We start from the raw sequence: 18,628 nt of genomic DNA on the forward strand, positions 1-18,628 counted from the left end.
CGCCGACCCGTCCGCCCCGGGCATGCTGGGCCCGTGGACAAGATCGGCCTCGACACCGCGGCGTTCGTCGAGAACGGGTTCGTCAAGGTGGAGGAGGCGTTCCCCCGCGCGCTCGCCGACGAGTGCCGCGCGGTCCTCTGGCGCGACACGGGCTGCGACCCCGCCGACCCCGCGACCTGGACACGCCCGGTCGTCCGCCTGCCCGGCCACGCCGACCCGCCCTTCAGGGCCGCCGCGAACACGCCGCGCCTGCACGCCGCGTTCGACGCGCTCGCCGGGAAGGGGCGCTGGGAGCCGCCCGGCGGCCTCGGCACGTTCCCGGTGCGGTTCCCGAGCGACGACCCACCCGGCGACGACGGCTGGCACATCGACGGGAGCTTCCCCGGCGACGACCCCGCCGACTACATGACCTACCGGGTGAACCTGGCCTCCAAGGGCAGGGCCCTGCTGATGCTCTTCCTCTTCTCGGACGTCGGCGACGACGACGCGCCCACCCGGATCCGCGTCGGCTCGCACCTCGACGTCCCGCCGATCCTGGAACCCGCCGGGGACGCGGGCCTCGCCTTCATTCCCGCCTGCGAACGCGCCGTGCCCGCGAGCGAGCACCGGCCCGTCGCGCTCGCCACCGGCCGCGCGGGCGACGTCTACCTCTGCCACCCCTTCCTCGTGCACGCCGCGCAACCCCATCGCGGAACCGAACCGCGCTTCATGGCGCAGCCGCCGCTCGTCCCATCCGGGCCCTCCCGCCTGGACGGCCCCGACCCCTCCCCGGTGGAGACCGCCATCCTGCGAGGTCTCGGGCGCTGAGAAGCGCTCCCCGCAGACTTGGACGATCTCACCCACCGGAGGACCCCCGTGCTGACCATGCAGGACGCCCTGATCCGCCTCACCCGCCACTGGGCCGAGCACGGCTGCCTCATCGGCCAGCCGATGAACACGGAGGTCGGCGCGGGGACGCTCAACCCGTCCACCGCGCTGCGCGTCCTCGGGCCGGAGCCGTGGCGGGTCGCCTACACCGAACCGAGCGTCCGCCCCGACGACGCCCGGTACGGCGACAACCCGAACCGCCTCCAGACCCACACCCAGTTCCAGGTCGTCCTGAAGCCGGAGCCGGGCGACGCGCAGGACCTCTACCTCGCGAGCCTCGAAGCGCTCGGCATCGACCTGCGCGCCCACGACGTCCGGTTCGTCGAGGACGACTGGGCCTCTCCGGCGCTCGGCGCCTGGGGGCTCGGCTGGGAGGTCTGGCTGGACGGCCTGGAGATCACCCAGTTCACCTACTTCCAGCAGTCGGGCGGCCTCGTCCTCGACCCCGTCTCCGTGGAGATCACCTACGGGATAGAGCGCATCATGATGGCGCTCCAGGGCGCGACCCACTTCAAGGACGTCCTGTACGCGCCGGGCGTGACCTACGGCGAGGCGTTCGGGCAGGCCGAGTACGAGCTGAGCCGCTACTACCTCGACGACGCCGACATCGCGACGACCCGCGGGCTGTTCGAGGCGCACGCGGCGGAGGCGCGCCGGATGCTCGACGCGCGCCTGCCCGTCCCCGCCCACGTCCAGGTGCTGAAGTGCTCGCACGCCTTCAACGTCCTGGACGCGCGCGGCGCGATCGGGACGACCGAGCGGGCCCGCGCGTTCGCCCGCATGAGGGCACTCGCCCACGAGGTCGCGGAGCTCTGGGTGCGGCGACGGGCCGAACTGGACCACCCGCTCGGCGACGCCACGGCCCGTCCAGCGAAGTCCACGGCTGCGGCCGTCCTCCCGAAGGTGACCGCGCCCGCCGCGTTCGCGCTGGAGATCGGCGTGGAGGAACTGCCGCCCGGCGAGGCCGACCGAGCCGCCGAGGACGTCGCGACCCGGCTGGCCGACGGGCTGCGCCAGGCACGACTGCTCACGGACGCCTCCTCGATGGAGACCTTCACGACGCCGCGCCGGATCATCGTGCTCGTCCGGGACGTGGAGCCGCGCGAGCCCGACACCGAGCAGGTCGTGAAGGGGCCGCGCCTCGCCGCCGCGTACGGCGCCGACGGCGCGCCGACCAAGGCGCTCCAGGGCTTCGCGCGGAGCCAGGGGATCGACGTGGCCGACGTGCGGACCGTGACGGTCGCCGGGCGGGAGCACGCCGGGCACGTCCGCCGGGTCGCCGGACGGCCCGCCGCCCAGGTGCTCGCGGAACTGCTCCCCGGGATCGTCACCGGGCTGCGCGCCGGGAAGAACATGCGGTGGAATGCGCCCGGCCTGTCGTTCGCCCGCCCGATCCGCTGGCTGCTCGCCCTCCTGGACGAGTACGAGGTGCCCTTCACCGCGGCGGGCCTGCGAACGGGCCGCACCACACGAACGCATCGCACGGCCGACCCGTCCCAGATCACCGTGCCGGACGCCGCCGCGCTGATCCCGACCCTGCGGGCGCACGGGATCGAGCCGTCCCGGACCGCGCGCCGGACCCGCGTCATCGAGGACGCGACGGCCCTCGCCCGCCACCACGGCGGAACGATCGACGCCCCCGCCGAGCACCGGCTCATCGAGGAGATCGTCGACCTGGTCGAGGAGCCGGTCGCGGTCCTCGGCGCCTTCGACGACCGCTACCTGTCACTCCCCGAGGAGATCCTCACCACCGTCATGCGCAAGCACCAGCGGTACCTCCCGGTGCGCGACCCCCGAGGACGGCTCCTCCCGCGCTTCGTCACCCTCGCCAACGGCACATGCGACCCGGACACCGTCCGAGCGGGGAACGAGGCCGTCCTCCGAGCGCGCTACGAGGACGCGTCCTTCTTCTTCCGGCAGGACCTCCAGCGCACCCCGGAGCAGATCAAGGAGGGCCTGGAGAGGCTCACCTTCGCCGACCGGCTCGGCTCGATGGCCGACCGCTCCGCCCGCATCGCCGCGATCGCCGGAGAACTCGCCGACCTTGCCGACCCGTCACCGGACGACCGGGCGGCGCTGCGCCGCGCCGCCGCCCTGGCCAAGTTCGACCTGGCCTCGTCCATGGTGATCGAACTGCCCGCGCTGGCCGGGACGATGGCCCGCGAGTACGCGCGCCGGGCAGGCGAGGACGAGGCCGTCGCCCGCGCGCTCGACGAGATGGAACGCCCCCGCGCCGCCGGAGACGCGCCGCCCGCCGGCGTCCCCGGCGCGCTGCTGGCCGTCGCCGACCGGCTCGACCTCCTCACCGGCCTGTTCGCCGCCGGAGCCGCGCCGTCCGGAGGCTCGGACCCGTTCGGGCTCCGCCGCGCCGCCCTCGCGCTCACCGTGATCCTGCGGGCCGTCCCGCAACTGTCGGCGATCACGGTCGGGGAGGGCCTCGCGATCGCTGCGCGGCACCAGCCGATCGAGGTTCCGCCGGACGTCCTCACCGAGGCCGGACGGTTCGTCGCCCGGCGCCTGGAGCAGAACCTCCTGGATGAAGGCCACGCGATCAACGTCGTCCGAGCCGTCCTCCCGCACGCGGATTCCCCCGCCCACGCCGAACAGGCCGCCAAGGACCTGGCCGAACTGCTGCGCTCGGACACCTTCACCGCCCTGACGACGGCCCTCCAACGCGTCCTACGCATCGTCCCGGACGGAACGCGCCCCGCCTACGACCCCGCCCTGTTCCAGGAGCCCGCCGAACACCACCTACACGAGGCCTTCACCCAAGTACACGAAGCACTGCCCCCTCGCCCAGACCTGCGAGTGTTCAACGTCACCGCAAACCCACTGGTGGATCCCATCAACGCCTACTTCAACGAAGTCATGGTGATGGACGAGAACGAGACCCTAAGAACCAACCGCCTAGGCTTCCTAGCAACCCTGAAAGACCTGGTGAACGACATCCTGAACTGGCGCGAGATCGCTTGAAGCCCGAGAATCAGCGACCGAGACGTTGCGATCGCGTGCGGAGCCAAGTGCGAGCGAAGCGAGAACTTGATCGCGCAGCGAGCCCCTGGGCGAGCCGGAGCGATGCAGCGATCGCCGCCTCGCCCGTTGAAGGAGGCCCGCCAGGGCCGACGCCAAGGGCGATGCAATGAATACAGCGATCGCCGCAGTGCCCGTTGAAGGAAGGCCCGCCAGGGCCGACCGCCGAGGGCAGTGCCATGAGTACTGCAATAAGCTCTCCTCCATGCTGCGCTGGTTGACCGCGGGGGAGTCCCACGGCCCGGCCCTCACCGCGATCGTTGAGGGCCTGCCGGCCGGTGTGCGCGTTACCTCGGGGGACATCGCCGAGGAACTGCGCCGCCGGCGGCTCGGGCATGGGCGGGGTGCCCGGATGAAGTTCGAGCAGGACGAGGTGACGATCCTCGGCGGGGTCCGGCACGGGGTGACGCTCGGCGGCCCGGTCGCGATCGAGGTGGGGAACACCGAGTGGCCGAAGTGGGAGACGGTGATGGCGGCCGATCCCGTGGACGCCGACGTGCTGGCCGCTCAGGCGCGCAACGCGCCGCTGTCCCAGCCGCGGCCCGGGCACGCCGATCTGGTCGGCATGCAGAAGTACGGGTTCGACGACGCCCGTCCGGTGCTGGAGCGGGCGAGCGCCCGGGAGACGGCGGCGCGGGTCGCGCTCGGGACGGTCGCGAAGGCGTTCCTGAAGCAGGCCCTCGGTGTGGACGTGCTCAGCCATGTGATCGCGCTCGGCGAGGTCGAGGCGCCGGTGGACGTCCTGCCCGGGCCGGACGATCTCGCGGCGGTGGACGAGAGCCCGGTGCGCTGCTTCGACGCGGACGCGGCCGCGGCGATGGTCGCGCACATCGACGAGACCAAGAAGGCGGGGGACACGCTCGGCGGCGTGGTAGAGGTCCTCGCCTACGGGCTGCCGCCGGGGCTGGGCAGCCACGTCCACTGGGACCGGCGGCTCGACTCGCGGCTCGCCGGGATCCTCATGGGCATCCAGGCGATCAAGGGTGTGGAGCTCGGCGACGGGTTCACGACGGCGCGGCGGCCCGGGTCGCGGGCGCACGACGAGATCGACGGGACGCCGGAGGGCGTGCGGCGGCGGACGAACCGGGCGGGCGGCGTCGAGGGCGGCATGACGACCGGCGAGGTGCTGCGGGTCCGCGCCGCGATGAAGCCGATCTCGACGGTCCCGCGGCGGCTCGACACGATCGACGTGAAGACCGGTGCGCCCGCGAAGGCGATCAACCAGCGCAGTGACGTGACCGCGGTCCCGGCCGCGGGGGTGGTCGCGGAGGCGATGGTCGCGCTCGTGCTCGCGGACGCGGCGCTGGAGAAGTTCGGCGGCGACCACGCGGAGGAGACGGCGCGGAACCTGCGCGGCTACCTGTCCTCCCTGACGATCAAGTGAGCGGATCATGACGCGACCGAAGGCCGTCCTCATCGGGCCGCCGGGTTCGGGCAAGACCACGATCGGCACGGCCCTCGCGGAGCGGCTGGGCGTGCCGCTGCGCGACACGGACGCCGACGCGGAGGCCGCGGCGGGCAAGCCGATCGGCGAGATCTTCATCGACGACGGCGAGGAGCGGTTCCGGGCGCTGGAGCGCGCCGCGGTCGCGGCCGCGCTGGCGGAGCACGAGGGGGTGCTGGCCCTCGGCGGCGGCGCGGTCCTCGCGCCGGAGACGCAGGAGCTGCTCGCCGGGCACACCGTGGTGTACCTGCGGGTGGGGCTGGCGGAGGCGATCAAGCGGGTCGGGCTCGCGTCGGCGCGGCCGCTGCTCGTGCTGAACCCGCGCAGCCAGATGCGCAAGCTGCTGGAGGAGCGGCTGCCGGTCTACGAGCGGCTCGGCACCGTGCACGTGGACACCGACGGCCGCCTCCCCGAGGAGATCGTCGAGGAGATCGCCAAGGCGATCGAGGGCGGTGCCTGAGGTGGTGCGCCGGTGAGCGAGACGCGGATCCGGGTCGGGGGCGCCGAGCCCTACGACGTCGTCGTGGGCACGGGTGTCCTCGGCGAGCTGCCCGAGCTGGTCGGCGAGCGCGTCCGGACGGTCGCGGTCGTGCACGCGGAGGGGCTGCCGGAGATCGCGCGCCCGGTCTGCGGGGTGCTGGAGAAGGCCGGGTACACCGTCCATCCGCTGCCCGTCCCGGACGGGGAGGCGGCGAAGGAGGCGGGGGTGCTCGCCGGGCTCTGGTCGAGCTTCGCGGCGCTCGGCATGACGCGCAGCGACGCGGTGGTCGGGGTCGGCGGCGGCGCCACCACCGACCTGGCCGGGTTCGCCGCGGCGTCCTTCCTGCGCGGCGTGCGGGCGGTGCTGGTGCCGACGACGCTGCTCGGCATGGTGGACGCGGCCGTCGGCGGCAAGACCGGCATCAACATCCCCGAGGGCAAGAACCTCGTCGGCGCGTTCCATCCGCCGGGCGGCGTGCTGTGCGACCTCGCGACGCTCGTGACGATGCCGCGCGAGGACTACGTGAGCGGTCTCGCGGAGATCATCAAGGCGGGGTTCATCGCCGACCCGCGGATCCTGGAGCTGGTCGAGGAGGACCCGGCGGGCGCCGCGTCGCCGGACGGGCCGCACACCCGGGAGCTGGTGGAGCGCGCGATCCAGGTCAAGGCGGACGTCGTCGCGTCCGACCTGAAGGAGAGCGGGCTGCGGGAGATCCTCAACTACGGGCACACGCTCGCGCACGCGATCGAGAAGGCGGAGCAGTACCGGTTCCGGCACGGCCACGCCGTCGCCGTCGGCATGGTGTACGCCGCGGAGCTGTCCCGGCTCGCCGGCCGGCTCCCGGCGGACGTCGTGGAGCGGCACCGCGCCGTGCTCGCGTCGGTGGGCCTGCCGGTGTCCTACGGTGCGGACGCCTGGCCGGAGCTGCGCGCCACCATGACCATCGACAAGAAGTCGCGCGGCGCCACGCTGCGGTTCGTCGTCCTGGACGGGGTGGCGAAGCCCGGCCGCCTCGAAGGCCCGGACGAGGAGCTGCTCGCCGCCGCCTACCGGGAGGTCGGCCGATGACCGCGGACCGCGTGCTCGTCCTGAACGGCCCGAACCTGCGGCGGCTCGGGACCCGCGAGCCCGACGTGTACGGCTCGACGACGTTCGACGACCTGGTGGCGCTCTGCCGCGACACCGGGCGCCGCCTCGACCTGCACGTCGAGGTCCGGCAGACCGACGACGAGGCGGAGCTGGTGCGCTGGGTGCACGAGGCCGCCGACGAGCGCCTGCCGATCGTCCTGAACCCGGCGGCGTTCACGCACTACTCCTACGCGCTGCGGGACGCCCTCGCGCAGCGGACCGCCCCGCTGGTCGAGGTGCACATCAGCAACCCGGCCGCGCGGGAGGAGTTCCGCCACACCTCGGTGGTCGCGGGGGTCGCGACCGGCACGATCGCCGGTTTCGGCATGATGTCGTACGTCCTGGCGCTCCAGGCGGTCGCGGAGATCCTCGCCGAGCAGGCGGCGGAGAGGGCCGGGGCGGCGGGGGGCTGACCCTCAGCCGCCCTCGACGGCCTCGCGGGTCATCGCCTTCAGCTCGGCGACCACGTCGTCGAGGGGCGCCACGTCGCGGTGGGCGCGGCAGAGGATGGTCGCGCCCTCGACGGCGGCGACGATGAGCCGCGCCAGCCGCGCCGCCCGGCCGTCGGGGACGCCGGCGTTGCCGAGCCCCGTCGCGAGGGTGTCCTGCCAGCGGTCGAAGGCCGCCGCGGCGGCCGCGGCGAGCTGCGGCGCCTCGTCGTGGGACTCGACGGTCACGGCCACCACCGGGCAGCCCGCCCGGAACTCGCTCCTGATCAGCACCTGCCGCCACCAGCCGGTGAACGCGTCCACGGCGGACGCGGCGTCGCCGCCCTCGGTGGCCGCGAGAATGCCGGCGTTGAGGAACTCCCCGGCGTAGCGGACGGCCTCCTCGGCGAGCTGCGCCTTGCCCTCGGGGAAGTGGTGGTAGATCGACCCGCGGGGCGCGCCGCTGTGCGCGATGACGTCGCGGAACCCGGTGCCGCTGTAGCCGCGCTCGCGGAAGAGGTAGGCGGCGCTGCGCACCATGCGTTCCCGGCTGTCGGTCCCCATGCCCCGATTATGACATTCATCATAAGCATCGCGGCTTGACCATGACGGACGTCATAGAATTCGCTGACTATGACGGACGTCATGCCGAGTGCGGCGCGGTCCGGAGCCGAAAGGACGGACTGAGGGCGCGCGGCGCGGCCGTCCACGTGGTGTTCTCGTGGGTTACCGGCAAGTAGGGTCGTCCCGGGAACGGATGAAGGAGACCTTCGTGATCGACCTCCAGCGTGACGGAGACGTGTTCGTCCTGCGCTTCGACGCGGGCGAGAACCGGTTCGGGCCGGACTTCCTCGGCGCGGTCGAGGGCGCCCTCGACACCGTGGAGAAGCACGAGGGGCCGCGCGCGCTGGTCACCACCGGCACCGGGAAGTTCTACTCCAACGGCCTCGACCTCGAATGGCTCGGCGCCAACGGCGACCGGTTCGAGGACTACCTGCGCCGCGTCCACGGGCTGTACGCGCGGCTGCTCGCGCTGCCGATGCCGACGGTCGCGGCGGTCAACGGGCACGCGTTCGCGGGCGGCGGGATGCTCGTCCTCGCGCACGACTTCGCGGTCATGCGCACCGACCGCGGCTACTTCTGCCTGCCCGAGGTGGACCTCGGGATGAGCTTCACGCCCGGGATGAGCGCGCTGATCCAGGGGCGGCTGCCGAAGGCGACCGCGCACGAGGCGATGATCACCGGCCGCCGGTACACCGCCGAGCAGGCGCGGGACGCGGGGATCGTCCAGCACGTCGCGGCCGAGGCCGAGGTGGTGCCGGTCGCGACCGGGGTGGCCGCGGAGCTGGCCGCCAAGGACGGCGCGATCGTGGGGAGGATCCGCAGGGACATGTACGGCCCGGTGCTCGCGGCGCTGGACGGCCCCGTCCTCTCCTGACCCGGACCGGGTGGGCGACCCTGGGACGAGCGGCCGCTCCGCGCTAGGTTACGTTCAACTGAATCGCATTCGGTTCTAGGAAGGGATGGCGGCATGCGCATCGGGATGGCGCTCAGCTACTCGGGCGGTTTCAAGGAGACCGTCGAGGAGCTGGCCGACTACGAGAAGGCCGGCCTCGACATCGTGTACGTCGCCGAGGCCTACAGCTTCGACGCCGTGAGCCAGATGGGCTACATCGCCGCCAAGACCGAGCGCGTGGAGATCGCGTCCGGCATCCTCAACATCTACTCCCGCACGCCGACCGCGCTGGCCCAGACCGCCGCCGGCCTCGACTACGTCTCCGAGGGGCGGTTCACGCTCGGCATCGGCGCCTCCGGCCCGCAGGTCATCGAGGGCTTCCACGGCGTCCCCTACACCGCCCCGCTCGGCCGCACCCGCGAGATCATCGAGATCTGCCGCCAGGTGTGGCGGCGCGAGCGCCTCCAGCACCAGGGCAAGTACTACACGATGCCGCTGCCCGAGGGGCAGGGCACCGGGCTCGGCAAGCCCCTGAAGATCATCAACCATCCGGTGCGGGCCGACATCCCGATCCTGGTCGCCGCGATCGGGCCGAAGAACGTCGAGCTGACCGCCGAGATCGCCAACGGCTGGGAGCCGATCTTCTACCTGCCGGAGAAGGCCGCCGACGTGTGGGGCGCGTCCCTCGCGGCGGGCAAGGCCAAGCGGGACGCCTCCCTCGGCGATCTCGACGTGGTCGGCCAGGCCCCGCTCGCGATCGGCGACGACGTCCAGGGCTTCCTGGAGTTCGGCCGCCCCATGGCCGCGCTGTACATCGGCGGCATGGGCGCCAAGGGCCGCAACTTCTACAACGACCTCTGCCGCCGCTACGGCTGGGAGAAGGAGGCCGAGGAGATCCAGGACCTCTACCTGGACGGCAAGAAGGACGAGGCCGCCGCCAAGGTCCCCTACGAGCTGCTGGAGAAGATGTCGCTCATCGGCTCCGAGGGCCACGTCCGCGAGCGGCTCGCCGCGATGAAGGAGTCGGGCGTCACCACGCTGAACGTCAGCCCGATCGCCGGCGACCACAAGGGCCGCCTCGCCCTGATCGAGAAGGTCAAGGAGATGGCCGCCGACCTCTGAGCCGGACCTCGGGGCCCGATCTTGGAGCCCGTGGCGTGCCAGGTGACCGCCTGGCACGCCACGGGAGTTCGATCTACGGTCCGCGCCGCCATCAGAGGGCGGCGTGGACCTCCTTCGCGACGCGCTCGCCGGAGCGGACGGCGCCGTCCATGTAGCCCGTCCAGTAGTCGGACGTCTCGGTGCCCGCCCAGTGGATCGGGCCGCACGGCGCCCGCAGCGCCGGGCCGTAGTCGGACAGGACGCCCGGGGGCGCGATGCCGACCGGGCCGCCGCCGCTCCACGTCTCGTTGTCCCAGCGCTGGATCGCCGTCCGGACCGGGTTCCGCGCCGTGTCGCCGAACAGCTTGCCGAGGGAGTCGAGGCCCGCCGCGCGGACCGCGTCCGGCGACGCCGCGTCCAGCTTCCGGATGTTGGTCTGGTTGATGAAGCCCATCAGAATGCCGCGCGAGCCGTCCGGTGGGCTGTTGTCGAACGTCGCGTCGATCGCCCCGCTGTCGGCGACGGCCTGGCCCGTGAGCCCGTCGGCGCGCCAGAACGGGGTGTCGTAGACGGCGACGAACTTGGCGATCGAGCCCATCGGGTAGCGCTGCATCAGCTGGGCGCGGCTCGCGGGCAGCCCGGGCGAGTAGTCGATCTTCCCGGCGATGGCCGGGGACATCGCGACCACCACCCGCTTCGCGGTGACCGTGATCCCGTCCGCGACGACGGTGACGCCGCCGTCCTCGGCCGTGATGGAGCGCACCGGGGCGTTGTAGCGGATGATGTCGCCGAGCCGCTGCGCGAGCCGGACGGGCACCTCCTGCGAGCCGCCCACGAACCGGGACTCCTGCGCGCCACCCTTGGTGTTGATGAGCCGGTCGATGGTCCCCGGCGTGGTCTCGTTGCCCGCCGCGGCCGCGTAGTGGAGCAGGTAGAGCAGCGACACGTCCCGTGAGCGGACCGACAGCGTGGAGCTGCAGAACTCGTCCATGAGGAAGCGGGCGCCCGAGCTCAGCGAGTTCGACCGCGACCACGTGTGGAAGGTCTGGCTGTCCCACTCCTCGGCCTTCGCCGCCTCCCACGGCCGCCCGACCGGCACCTGCTTGACCATCTCGCCGAGCTTCAGCAGCGCCACCTCCAGGTCGACCACGCCCCAGTCGGGCGGGACCGCGCCGAGGATGCCGTCCGTCGCGTACAGCGACCGCTGGCCGTTGCGGTAGTAGACGTTCTTGCCGGTGTTGTAGGTGGTGAAGGTCGCGACGCCCATGTCGCGGGCGAGCGCGGCGATGCGGTCCTGGGTGGGGCCGATGAACTCGGCGCCGCCCTCGCTGGTCGTCCCGTCGCCGAGCGGCAGGCCGTACACCCGTCCGCCGGGCCGCTCGCGGGCCTCCAGGACGACGACGGACCGGCCCGCCGCGACGAGGTCGCGAGCGGCGGTGAGCCCGGACAGGCCCGCCCCGACGACGACCACGTCGGCGGTCTCCTGCGGGGCGGCGGGGGCGGCGGGGGATGCGGGCGACGCGGCGGCGGACGGGGCGGACGCCGCGGCGACCACGGCTCCCGCCGCGGTGAGCGCGCCTGTGCCGAGCAGTCTGCGGCGGCTGACTCCGGTCAAGGGAAGTCCCTCCTGCGGGATGGCCGGGGCGAGGGGCGGGTCGTCACACGCGCGGCACGCTAGGGCAGGACGGTCCCGAAAGTCGAGCGTTTCTCATGTTCTGTGACCGCGTCGAGACGGCCCGGGCCCTGTCCTCCGGCCGTGCTCTAGAGTCCTCTCCATGGGGGAGAGGCAAAACGGACGAAGGGCCCGGCTGGCCGCGCACGTCGCCGAGCGGGACGCCGGCGCGCTGCTCGTCACCCGCCTCGTCAACGTCCGCTACCTGACCGGGCTCGACAGCTCCAACGCGGCGCTGCTCGTCCCCGCCGACGGCCCGGCCGTGCTCGCCACCGACGGGCGCTACGCGACCATGGCCGCCGAGGTCTGCCCTGACCTGGAGGTCGTCGTCGACCGGCAGGCCGCCGCGGCGCTCGCGGCCCGCGCCGCCCGCTCGGGGGTGACCCGCCTCGGCTTCGAGGCGCACGCGGTCACCGTCGAGCTGCACGGCGCCCTCACCGCCGCGGCCGAGGGCGCCGACCTGGTCCCGCTCGGCCGCCCGGTCGAGGAGCTCCGCCGCGTCAAGGACGACGACGAGCTCGCGCTGCTGCGCGAGGCGTGCGAGATCACCGACCGCGCGTTCGACGCGATCCTGCCCCTCCTCCGCCCCGGGATCACCGAACGCGAGATCGCGATCGCGCTCGAACGTCAGATGGTCGACCTCGGCGCCGAGGCCCCCGCGTTCGACTCCATCGTCGCGTCCGGGCCGAACGGCGCGATCCCGCACCACCACCCGGGCGGCCGCCCGCTGGAGCGCGGCGACCTCGTCACCATGGACTTCGGCGCCCGCAGCGGCGGCTACCACGCCGACATGACCCGCACCGTCTCCCTCGGCGAGCCCGCGGGATGGCAGCGCGACGTGTACGACCTCGTCCGCCGCGCCCAGAAGGCCGCCGTGGACGCCGCCGTCCCCGGCGCCGACACCAAGGACGTGGACGCCGCCGCCCGCGACCTCATCCGCGACGGCGGCCACGGCGACGCGTTCACCCACGGCCTCGGGCACGGCGTCGGCCTGGAGATCCACGAGGCTCCGCTCATGGGGTACGACAGGACCGGTAAGCTGAGGGATCGAGTTCCCATCACGGCGGAGCCGGGGGTCTACCTCGCGGGCCGGGGCGGGGTCCGCATCGAGGACACCTTGGTTGTCCGCGCGGACGGCCCGGAGCTCCTCACCACATCGACCAGGGACCTGCTCGTCCTGTGAGGGCGCGCGGGCCCGCGACCGGGAGAATGACGCAGTGGCGACGACGAACGACCTGAAGAACGGCATGACGCTGAACCTGGACGGCCAGCTCTGGACCGTCCAGGAATTCCAGCACGTCAAGCCCGGCAAGGGCGGCGCGTTCGTCCGCACCAAGCTCAAGAACGTCCTGTCCGGCAAGGTCGTCGACAAGACCTTCAACGCCGGCACGAAGGTCGACGTGGCCAGCGTGGACAAGCGGGAGATGCAGTACCTCTACCGCGAGGGCGAGGACTTCATCTTCATGGACACCGAGACCTACGACCAGCCGCGCATCCCCGCCGCCGTCGTCGGCAGCGCCGCGGACTACCTGCTCCCCGAGCAGAACGCCGTGATCGCCTTCAACGAGGAGAACCCCCTCTACGTCGAGCTGCCCGCCGCCGTCGTGCTGGAGATCACCGAGACCGAGCCGGGCCTCCAGGGCGACCGCTCCACCGGCGGCAGCAAGCCCGCCACGCTGGAGACCGGCGCGCAGATCCAGGTGCCGCTGTTCATCACCACCGGCGAGAAGGTCAAGGTCGACACCCGCTCCGGCGAGTACCTCGGCCGCGGCTGACATGAGCGCTCGCACCAAGGCGCGGAAGCTCGCGCTGGACATCCTTTTCGCCGCGGAGCTGCGCGGGGAGGAGCCCACGGCGGTGCTCGCGGCCCGGGGCCGTCCCAACCAGGACGAGCTGGCCGAGTTCCCGCACGCCGTGCGGCTCATCGAGGGCGTGCAGGAGCACCGGGAGCGCATCGACGAGCTGATCGCGACCTACGCGACCGGGTGGACGCTGGAGCGGATGCCCGTCGTCGACCGCAACGTCCTGCGGATGGGCGCCTTCGAGCTGCTGTGGGTCGACGACGTCCCCGACGGCGTCGCGGTCAGCGAGGCGGTCGGCCTCGTCACCGAGCTGTCGACCGACGAGTCGCCGCGCTTCGTCAACGGGCTGCTGTCGCGCCTCCAGCAGCTGAAACCGTCCCTGTCGCTGTAGTCCCGGCGGGGTCCCCCGCGCCGGTCGCGGACGGCTAGGGTGGGCGGGGATGAGCGACGTTAGGGGAGTGGCCGTGGACGGCCGGCAACAGAAGCGGATGCGGGGAAGCGGCCGCGTGCGCAGCGCCGTCCTCTGGGACGCGCTGCGCACGGTGCTGGACCGCATCGCCCCGGAGTCCGGCCCCGGCGACGTGGTCGACGTCGGCGGCGGCACCGGCGGCTTCGCGGTACCGCTCGCCGAGCTCGGCCACCGGGTCACCGTGGTCGACTCCAGCCCGGACGCGCTGGCCGCGCTGGAGCGCCGCGCCGCCGAGTCCGGCGTCAAGGTGCGCTCCTTCCAGGGCGACGCCACCGACCTGCCCGACCTGCTCGGCCCGGACGCCGCCGACCTCGTGCTGTGCCACAGCGTCCTGGAGTACGTCGACGACCCGGCCGCGACGATGGCGGCGCTGACCGGCACCGTCCGCCCGGGCGGCTCGGTCAGCCTGCTCGTCGCCGGGCAGATCGCGGCGGCGCTGCACCGCGCGGTCGCCGGGCACTTCGACGACGCGCGGCGGGTGCTGGCCGACCCGTCCGGACGCTGGGGCGAGGGCGACCGGATGCCCCGCCGCTTCACCCGCGAGTCGCTGTCGTCGCTGGTGCGCGACGCGGGCCTGCGCGTCGCCGAGCTGCACGGCGTGCGGATCTTCGCCGACCTGGTGCCCAGCGGAATGATCGACTCCGACGCCGACTCCGCCGAGGCGCTGATCGCGCTGGAGTCGGCCGCGGCCGTCCACCCCGTGCTCCGCGACCTCGCGACCCAGCTGCACCTGGTGGCCGACAAGCCGGCGCGGTAGCGCCGTGAGCCGCAAGCAGCAGCTGCACCGGCCGGGCCCGCAGCCCGGCCCGCCCGCCGACGACACCGGCTGCGGCATCCTGCACGTCGACATGGACGCGTTCTTCGTCAGCGTCGAGCTGCTGGAGCGCCCCGAGCTGCGCGGCCGCCCGGTGATCGTGGGCGGCACGGGCCCGCGCGGCGTCGTCTCCGCCGCGTCCTACGAGGCCCGCAGGTACGGCGTCCACTCGGCGATGCCGGTGAGCCGGGCGCGGCGGCTCTGCCCGGTCGCGGTGGTTCTGCCGCCGCGGCACGAGCGCTACGCCCGCGTCTCGGCGGCGGTGTTCGAGATCTTCCGGTCGATCACCCCGCTGGTGGAGGGCCTGTCGCTGGACGAGGCGTTCCTGGACGTGACCGGGGCGCGGCGGCGCCTCGGCCGTCCGGCGGAGATCGCCGCGATGATCCGCGAGCAGGTCCGCGCGCAGCAGGGCATCACCTGCTCGGTCGGCGTCGCGAGCACGAAGTTCATCGCGAAGCTGGCCTCGACCCGCTGCAAGCCGGACGGGCTCCTCGTCATCCCCGCCGACGGCGTCGAGGACTTCCTCCACCCGCTGCCCGTCGCGGCCCTGTGGGGCGTGGGGGAGCGGACGGAGCAGTCCCTCACCCGGCTCGGCCTGCGGACGGTCGGCCAGCTCGCGCAGGTGCCGCTGGCCACGCTGCAACGGGAGCTGGGCACCGCGGTCGGCGCCCACCTGCACGAGCTCGCCTGGGGCCGCGACCCCCGCGAGGTCGTCGCGCACACCCCCGACAAGAGCATCGGCGCCGAGGAGACGTTCGACACCGACATCGACGACCCGGAGATCATCCGTCGGGAGCTGCTCCGGCTCGCGGAGAAGGTCGGCGCGCGGCTCCGCGCCGCCGGGCACGCCGGGCGGACGGTGAGCGTCAAACTCCGTATGGCGGACTTCAAGACGATCACCCGGGCGCGCACCCTCCGGGAGCCCACCGACCTCGCCCGTGTGATCTACATCACAGCGTGCGAGCTGTATGAGGGGGCCGGGCTGGAGCGGGTACGACTCCGTCTGGTCGGGGTACGGGTCGAGAACCTGGGCCCCGCGGACGAAGCCCCCCGTCAGCTGGCCTTCGACGAGCCGGAAACCGGCTGGCGCGAGGCCGAACGAGCGATGGACCAGGTGGCGAACCGGTTCGGCCCGGGTGCCGTCCGGCCCGCCGCCCTGGTGCGCCGCGCGGACGGGAGCGACCGGCGTGACGGCGGGGACGGGAGACGATGAGAGGGGTCGGTGAGGTGACCGGCATGGGGTCCTCGGTTGGCCGTTTGCTTTCGTACGCTCGTCGGGGCTCGTATTCTGGGCATATCACCGTTGAGGTTCCCGTCCTGCATCGGATACCCCGTCGCGGGGCTGTCGTTGGGAGGCGCCGTGCCGCTCTCTGAGCACGAGCAGCGCATGCTCGAACAGATCGAGTCGGCGTTGTACGCCGAGGATCCGAAGTTCGCTCACGCGGTTCGTTCGACCAACCCCCAGGTCCACTACAAGCGCCGGATCGTCAAGGCGGCCCTCGGTTTCGTGCTGGGCGTCTGCGCCCTGATGGCCGGGCTCGTGATCAACGCGGGCACCGCCACGATCGCGATCAGCGTGGCCGGCTTCCTGCTCATGGTGGTCTGCTGCGTCTGGGCGCTGACGAGCTGGAAGCGGATGACGGGCATCGGCAACGAACCCGCCCGCCGCGGCCGCCAGGCCCGTCCCGCCAAGGCCGGGTTCATGGAGCGCATGGAAGAACGCTGGCGCCGCCGCACCGAAGGCGAGTAACCCCACCGCGGTCCCGGTCCCGCGCCCCCGGGTGCAGGCCGGGACCGGCCATACCTGAGCCCAGCCCCGCCCCATTCCCTAGCGCCCCGCGCCCCCACACAGGCCGCGCCTCCTAACGCCCCGCGCGCGCTCCGTAACGCGCCCCCGCGCCTCTCCACGCGTGCCGTGCCTCTCCACACGCTCCGCGTTCCTCCACGTGCGCCGTGTCCTTCACATGCGCCGCGCCTCGATGCGGGCCGCCCTCCGTAACGTGCGCCGCGCCTCTCCACGCGTGGCGTGGGCTAGTGGCGGCGGCGCATTCGGGTGGGCAGGTCGTTGATGCGGCCGGCCAGGTCGTTCACCCGGGCGCCCAGTGCTCCCGTCAGCTCCGACGTTCGGGTGCCTGCCGCGCGGAGCGCGTCCGCCGCCTCCGCCAGGGTCGACGGGGGGAGCAGCCGCGCGCGCCAGCGGGCCCGGCGGCTCACCGCGGCCGAGAACGACTCCCGGACGGTCCGGACGTCGGCGCGCAGCCGCTCCGGCGGCTCGGACGGGACGGACCGCGAGTAGCGCGCCAGCTCCTCCGCGCGGGCGATGCGGCGGAGGGCCTCCGTCCCGGCGCCGTCCAGCTCCAGGAGCTCGCCGAGCCGCCGCGCGGTGGCGCGCGGGGAGTCGCTGGACCGCCATTCCAGGCCGTGGTCGCGCGCGTCGTCGCGCATCTCCCGCCAGGCCGCGTGCGCCGCGCCCGCGGGATCGGGCGTCCAGCCCCGCGAGGACCCGCCGGGCCTCGGGCTCCCGGACGGCGCGTCCGGCGCGGACACCCGGGAGGGCTCCGGCGGCGGCGACGAGCTCGGCATGAGCAGGGCCCAGCGGCGCCTGCGGGACTGCGCCCGCAGCACCATCGGCGCGGCCAGGAGCAGTGCGACGAGCAGTCCCCCGGCGAGCCAGGGCGTCAGCGAGAAGCCGCCCTGGTCCTGCTCCTCCGTGGTGGAGGTGCCCTCGGGGCCCGTGTCGTCCGTGCGGTGCCGGGGCCCGGCGGACGCGGACGCGGAGGCCGGGTCGGTGGGCGACGAGGCCGACGGTGACGGCGACGCCGCCTCGCTTCCGGACCCGTTCTCGGCGACCGACGGCTGGCTGTAGGACGGCGTGCTGGCCGTGCCCTGCCCGGCCGAGCCCGAGGGCGTCGGCTCGAACCGCACCCATCCGGCGCCCTCGAAGTACAGCTCCGGCCAGGCGTGCGCGTCGCGCGACCGCACCACCCACTGGTCGCTGCCCGTCTGCGTGCCCGGCGTGTACCCCATCGCCACGCGGGCCGGGATGCCGAGGATCCGGGCCATCAGCGCCATCGCGGCGGCGAACTGCTCGCAGTAGCCCCGCTTGCTGTGCAGGAGGAAGTCGACGAGCTCGCTGCCGTGCTGCGGCGCCGGCGCGGACAGGTCGTAGGTGAAGCCGCCGCTCAGGGAGAACCAGCTCTGGAGCCGGACGGCCTGCGCGTACGCGCTTGAGGCGCCCGCGGTGATCTCCTGCGACAGCCGCCTGACCTCCGGCGGGATGTTCTTCGGGACGTCGATGTAGCGGGAGAGGATGTCGTCCGGGTAGTAGCCCGCCGAGGCGAGCTCGGCCGGGGTCGGCTGCGCGCGCAGGCTCCGCACGGTGTAGGAGCGCCCGCCCGCCGAGTCGTTCAGCGAGTAGACCATCAGGGACGGCGCGTGCACCCGCCAGTCGCCGCTGATCGACACCTGGGACGGGGCGTACGGCACCGGCAGGAAGGTCATGTTCCGGACCCGGGGCTTGACCTCGATCCGCGTGGTGACCTCGTGGACGGGCGCGCCGTCCAGCCCGGGCGGCGCGGGGATCGGCCGGTCCGCGAGCCGGTCGCGGCGGGCCTTGCTCGACATCTCGCTGTAGGTCCACCGGTCGCCGTCGAACTTGTCGAGGGCGTACATCCGCAGGTAGTCGGGGCCCGCGGGGTCGTCGGTCCGGTAGGTGAGCACGACCGAGTCGTCCACCCGGGTGAGTTCGCGCTTCAGGCTGACGAGCGGGTCGGGCGTCGTCACCGTCTGGGTGCCGCGGCCGCCGGTGCCGCCCATGCCGAACAGGCCGCGCGGGTGGATGCCCGGGACCGCCATCGGCAGCAGCACCGCGACGGCGACCGCGCCGACGCCGATCCGGCGGCCGCTCGCCGCGAGCGCCCCGCCGTCGGGACGGGC

General features: G+C 73.4%; 17 protein-coding genes. 14 read left to right on the forward strand and 3 right to left on the reverse strand.

What is annotated here, in order from left to right:
- Positions 1 to 33 precede the first annotated feature (33 nt).
- The 6 genes from E1300_RS22175 to aroQ all read left to right on the forward strand — a co-directional run bounded on the left by E1300_RS22175 (position 34) and on the right by aroQ (position 7,363).
- Positions 34 to 807 (forward strand): phytanoyl-CoA dioxygenase family protein, encoded by a 774-nt coding sequence (locus tag E1300_RS22175; RefSeq protein ID WP_131758955.1) that lies wholly within the window; start codon positions 34 to 36, stop codon positions 805 to 807.
- Between the two features lie 57 nt (positions 808 to 864).
- Positions 865 to 3,840: a glycine--tRNA ligase gene (locus E1300_RS22180; RefSeq protein ID WP_131758972.1), complete on the forward strand. Its 2,976-nt coding sequence runs from the start codon at positions 865 to 867 to the stop codon at positions 3,838 to 3,840.
- A 262-nt stretch (positions 3,841 to 4,102) separates the two neighbouring features.
- Positions 4,103 to 5,281, forward strand: a complete 1,179-nt coding sequence (gene aroC, locus E1300_RS22185; RefSeq protein WP_131758956.1) for a chorismate synthase — start codon at positions 4,103 to 4,105, stop codon at positions 5,279 to 5,281.
- Between the two features lie 4 nt (positions 5,282 to 5,285).
- Positions 5,286 to 5,801, forward strand: coding sequence for a shikimate kinase (locus E1300_RS22190; protein WP_131758957.1), 516 nt, complete (start codon positions 5,286 to 5,288; stop codon positions 5,799 to 5,801).
- A 12-nt stretch (positions 5,802 to 5,813) separates the two neighbouring features.
- A complete protein-coding gene (gene aroB, locus E1300_RS22195; protein WP_131758958.1) occupies positions 5,814 to 6,890 on the forward strand; it encodes a 3-dehydroquinate synthase in 1,077 nt (358 codons plus the stop codon).
- A complete protein-coding gene (aroQ, locus tag E1300_RS22200) occupies positions 6,887 to 7,363 on the forward strand; it encodes a type II 3-dehydroquinate dehydratase (RefSeq protein WP_131758959.1) in 477 nt (158 codons plus the stop codon). The genes aroB and aroQ overlap by 4 nt, the downstream gene beginning before the upstream one ends.
- Positions 7,364 to 7,366: 3 nt before the next feature.
- Here the strand turns inward: aroQ and E1300_RS22205 are convergent, their stop codons facing one another.
- Positions 7,367 to 7,942 (reverse strand): TetR/AcrR family transcriptional regulator, encoded by a 576-nt coding sequence (locus E1300_RS22205; RefSeq protein ID WP_131758960.1) that lies wholly within the window; start codon positions 7,940 to 7,942, stop codon positions 7,367 to 7,369.
- 208 nt (positions 7,943 to 8,150) lie between these two features.
- On the opposite strand from E1300_RS22205, the gene E1300_RS22210 reads away from it, so the two are divergent.
- Together E1300_RS22210 and E1300_RS22215 are read left to right on the forward strand one after the other, a co-directional pair.
- On the forward strand, positions 8,151 to 8,816 hold the full coding sequence (locus E1300_RS22210; protein ID WP_131758961.1) for an enoyl-CoA hydratase-related protein: 666 nt from the start codon (positions 8,151 to 8,153) through the stop codon (positions 8,814 to 8,816).
- Between the two features lie 93 nt (positions 8,817 to 8,909).
- On the forward strand, positions 8,910 to 9,956 hold the full coding sequence (locus E1300_RS22215) for an LLM class F420-dependent oxidoreductase (protein ID WP_131758962.1): 1,047 nt from the start codon (positions 8,910 to 8,912) through the stop codon (positions 9,954 to 9,956).
- A gap of 91 nt (positions 9,957 to 10,047) precedes the next feature.
- Here E1300_RS22215 and E1300_RS22220 read toward each other — a convergent pair whose 3' ends face one another.
- Complete coding sequence (locus E1300_RS22220) at positions 10,048 to 11,550, reverse strand: flavin monoamine oxidase family protein (protein ID WP_207399891.1); 1,503 nt, start codon at positions 11,548 to 11,550, stop codon at positions 10,048 to 10,050.
- A 160-nt stretch (positions 11,551 to 11,710) separates the two neighbouring features.
- On the opposite strand from E1300_RS22220, the gene E1300_RS22225 reads away from it, so the two are divergent.
- The 6 genes from E1300_RS22225 (at position 11,711) to E1300_RS22250 (ending at position 16,442) form a co-directional block, all read left to right on the forward strand.
- Positions 11,711 to 12,790, forward strand: coding sequence for a M24 family metallopeptidase (locus E1300_RS22225; RefSeq protein WP_131758964.1), 1,080 nt, complete (start codon positions 11,711 to 11,713; stop codon positions 12,788 to 12,790).
- A gap of 34 nt (positions 12,791 to 12,824) precedes the next feature.
- Positions 12,825 to 13,382 carry an elongation factor P gene (efp, locus tag E1300_RS22230; protein ID WP_131758965.1) on the forward strand — a complete coding sequence of 186 codons (558 nt, stop codon included), beginning with the start codon at positions 12,825 to 12,827 and terminating at the stop codon, positions 13,380 to 13,382.
- Position 13,383: 1 nt separating this feature from the next.
- Entirely contained in the window at positions 13,384 to 13,800 is a 417-nt protein-coding gene (gene nusB, locus E1300_RS22235; RefSeq protein ID WP_131758966.1) for a transcription antitermination factor NusB, read from the forward strand.
- 49 nt (positions 13,801 to 13,849) lie between these two features.
- Positions 13,850 to 14,635, forward strand: coding sequence for a methyltransferase domain-containing protein (locus E1300_RS22240; RefSeq protein WP_242619318.1), 786 nt, complete (start codon positions 13,850 to 13,852; stop codon positions 14,633 to 14,635).
- Between the two features lie 4 nt (positions 14,636 to 14,639).
- Positions 14,640 to 15,905, forward strand: a complete 1,266-nt coding sequence (locus tag E1300_RS22245; protein WP_131758967.1) for a DNA polymerase IV — start codon at positions 14,640 to 14,642, stop codon at positions 15,903 to 15,905.
- A gap of 147 nt (positions 15,906 to 16,052) precedes the next feature.
- Complete coding sequence (locus E1300_RS22250) at positions 16,053 to 16,442, forward strand: SCO2097 family morphological protein (protein ID WP_131758968.1); 390 nt, start codon at positions 16,053 to 16,055, stop codon at positions 16,440 to 16,442.
- Positions 16,443 to 16,723: 281 nt separating this feature from the next.
- On the opposite strand, the gene E1300_RS22255 is transcribed toward E1300_RS22250, so the two are convergent.
- On the reverse strand, positions 16,724 to 18,628 hold a 1,905-nt coding region (locus tag E1300_RS22255), incomplete at its 5' end, for a transglutaminase TgpA family protein (RefSeq protein ID WP_131758969.1).

The organism is Actinomadura fibrosa, from assembly GCF_900659615.1.
Lineage (GTDB): Bacteria > Actinomycetota > Actinomycetes > Streptosporangiales > Streptosporangiaceae > Spirillospora > Spirillospora fibrosa.

Bases quoted from the DNA above. Each gene is read 5' to 3' on its own strand.
- E1300_RS22205 (WP_131758960.1), bottom strand. From the start codon at position 7,942: ATGGGGACCGACAGCCGGGAACGCATGGTGCGCAGCGCCGCCTACCTC.
- E1300_RS22180 (WP_131758972.1), top strand. From the start codon at position 865: ATGCAGGACGCCCTGATCCGCCTCACCCGCCACTGGGCCGAGCACGGC.
- E1300_RS22225 (WP_131758964.1), top strand. From the start codon at position 11,711: ATGGGGGAGAGGCAAAACGGACGAAGGGCCCGGCTGGCCGCGCACGTC.
- E1300_RS22240 (WP_242619318.1), top strand. From the start codon at position 13,850: ATGAGCGACGTTAGGGGAGTGGCCGTGGACGGCCGGCAACAGAAGCGG.
- E1300_RS22215 (WP_131758962.1), top strand. From the start codon at position 8,910: ATGCGCATCGGGATGGCGCTCAGCTACTCGGGCGGTTTCAAGGAGACC.
- nusB (WP_131758966.1), top strand. From the start codon at position 13,384: ATGAGCGCTCGCACCAAGGCGCGGAAGCTCGCGCTGGACATCCTTTTC.
- aroQ (WP_131758959.1), top strand. From the start codon at position 6,887: ATGACCGCGGACCGCGTGCTCGTCCTGAACGGCCCGAACCTGCGGCGG.
- aroC (WP_131758956.1), top strand. From the start codon at position 4,103: ATGCTGCGCTGGTTGACCGCGGGGGAGTCCCACGGCCCGGCCCTCACC.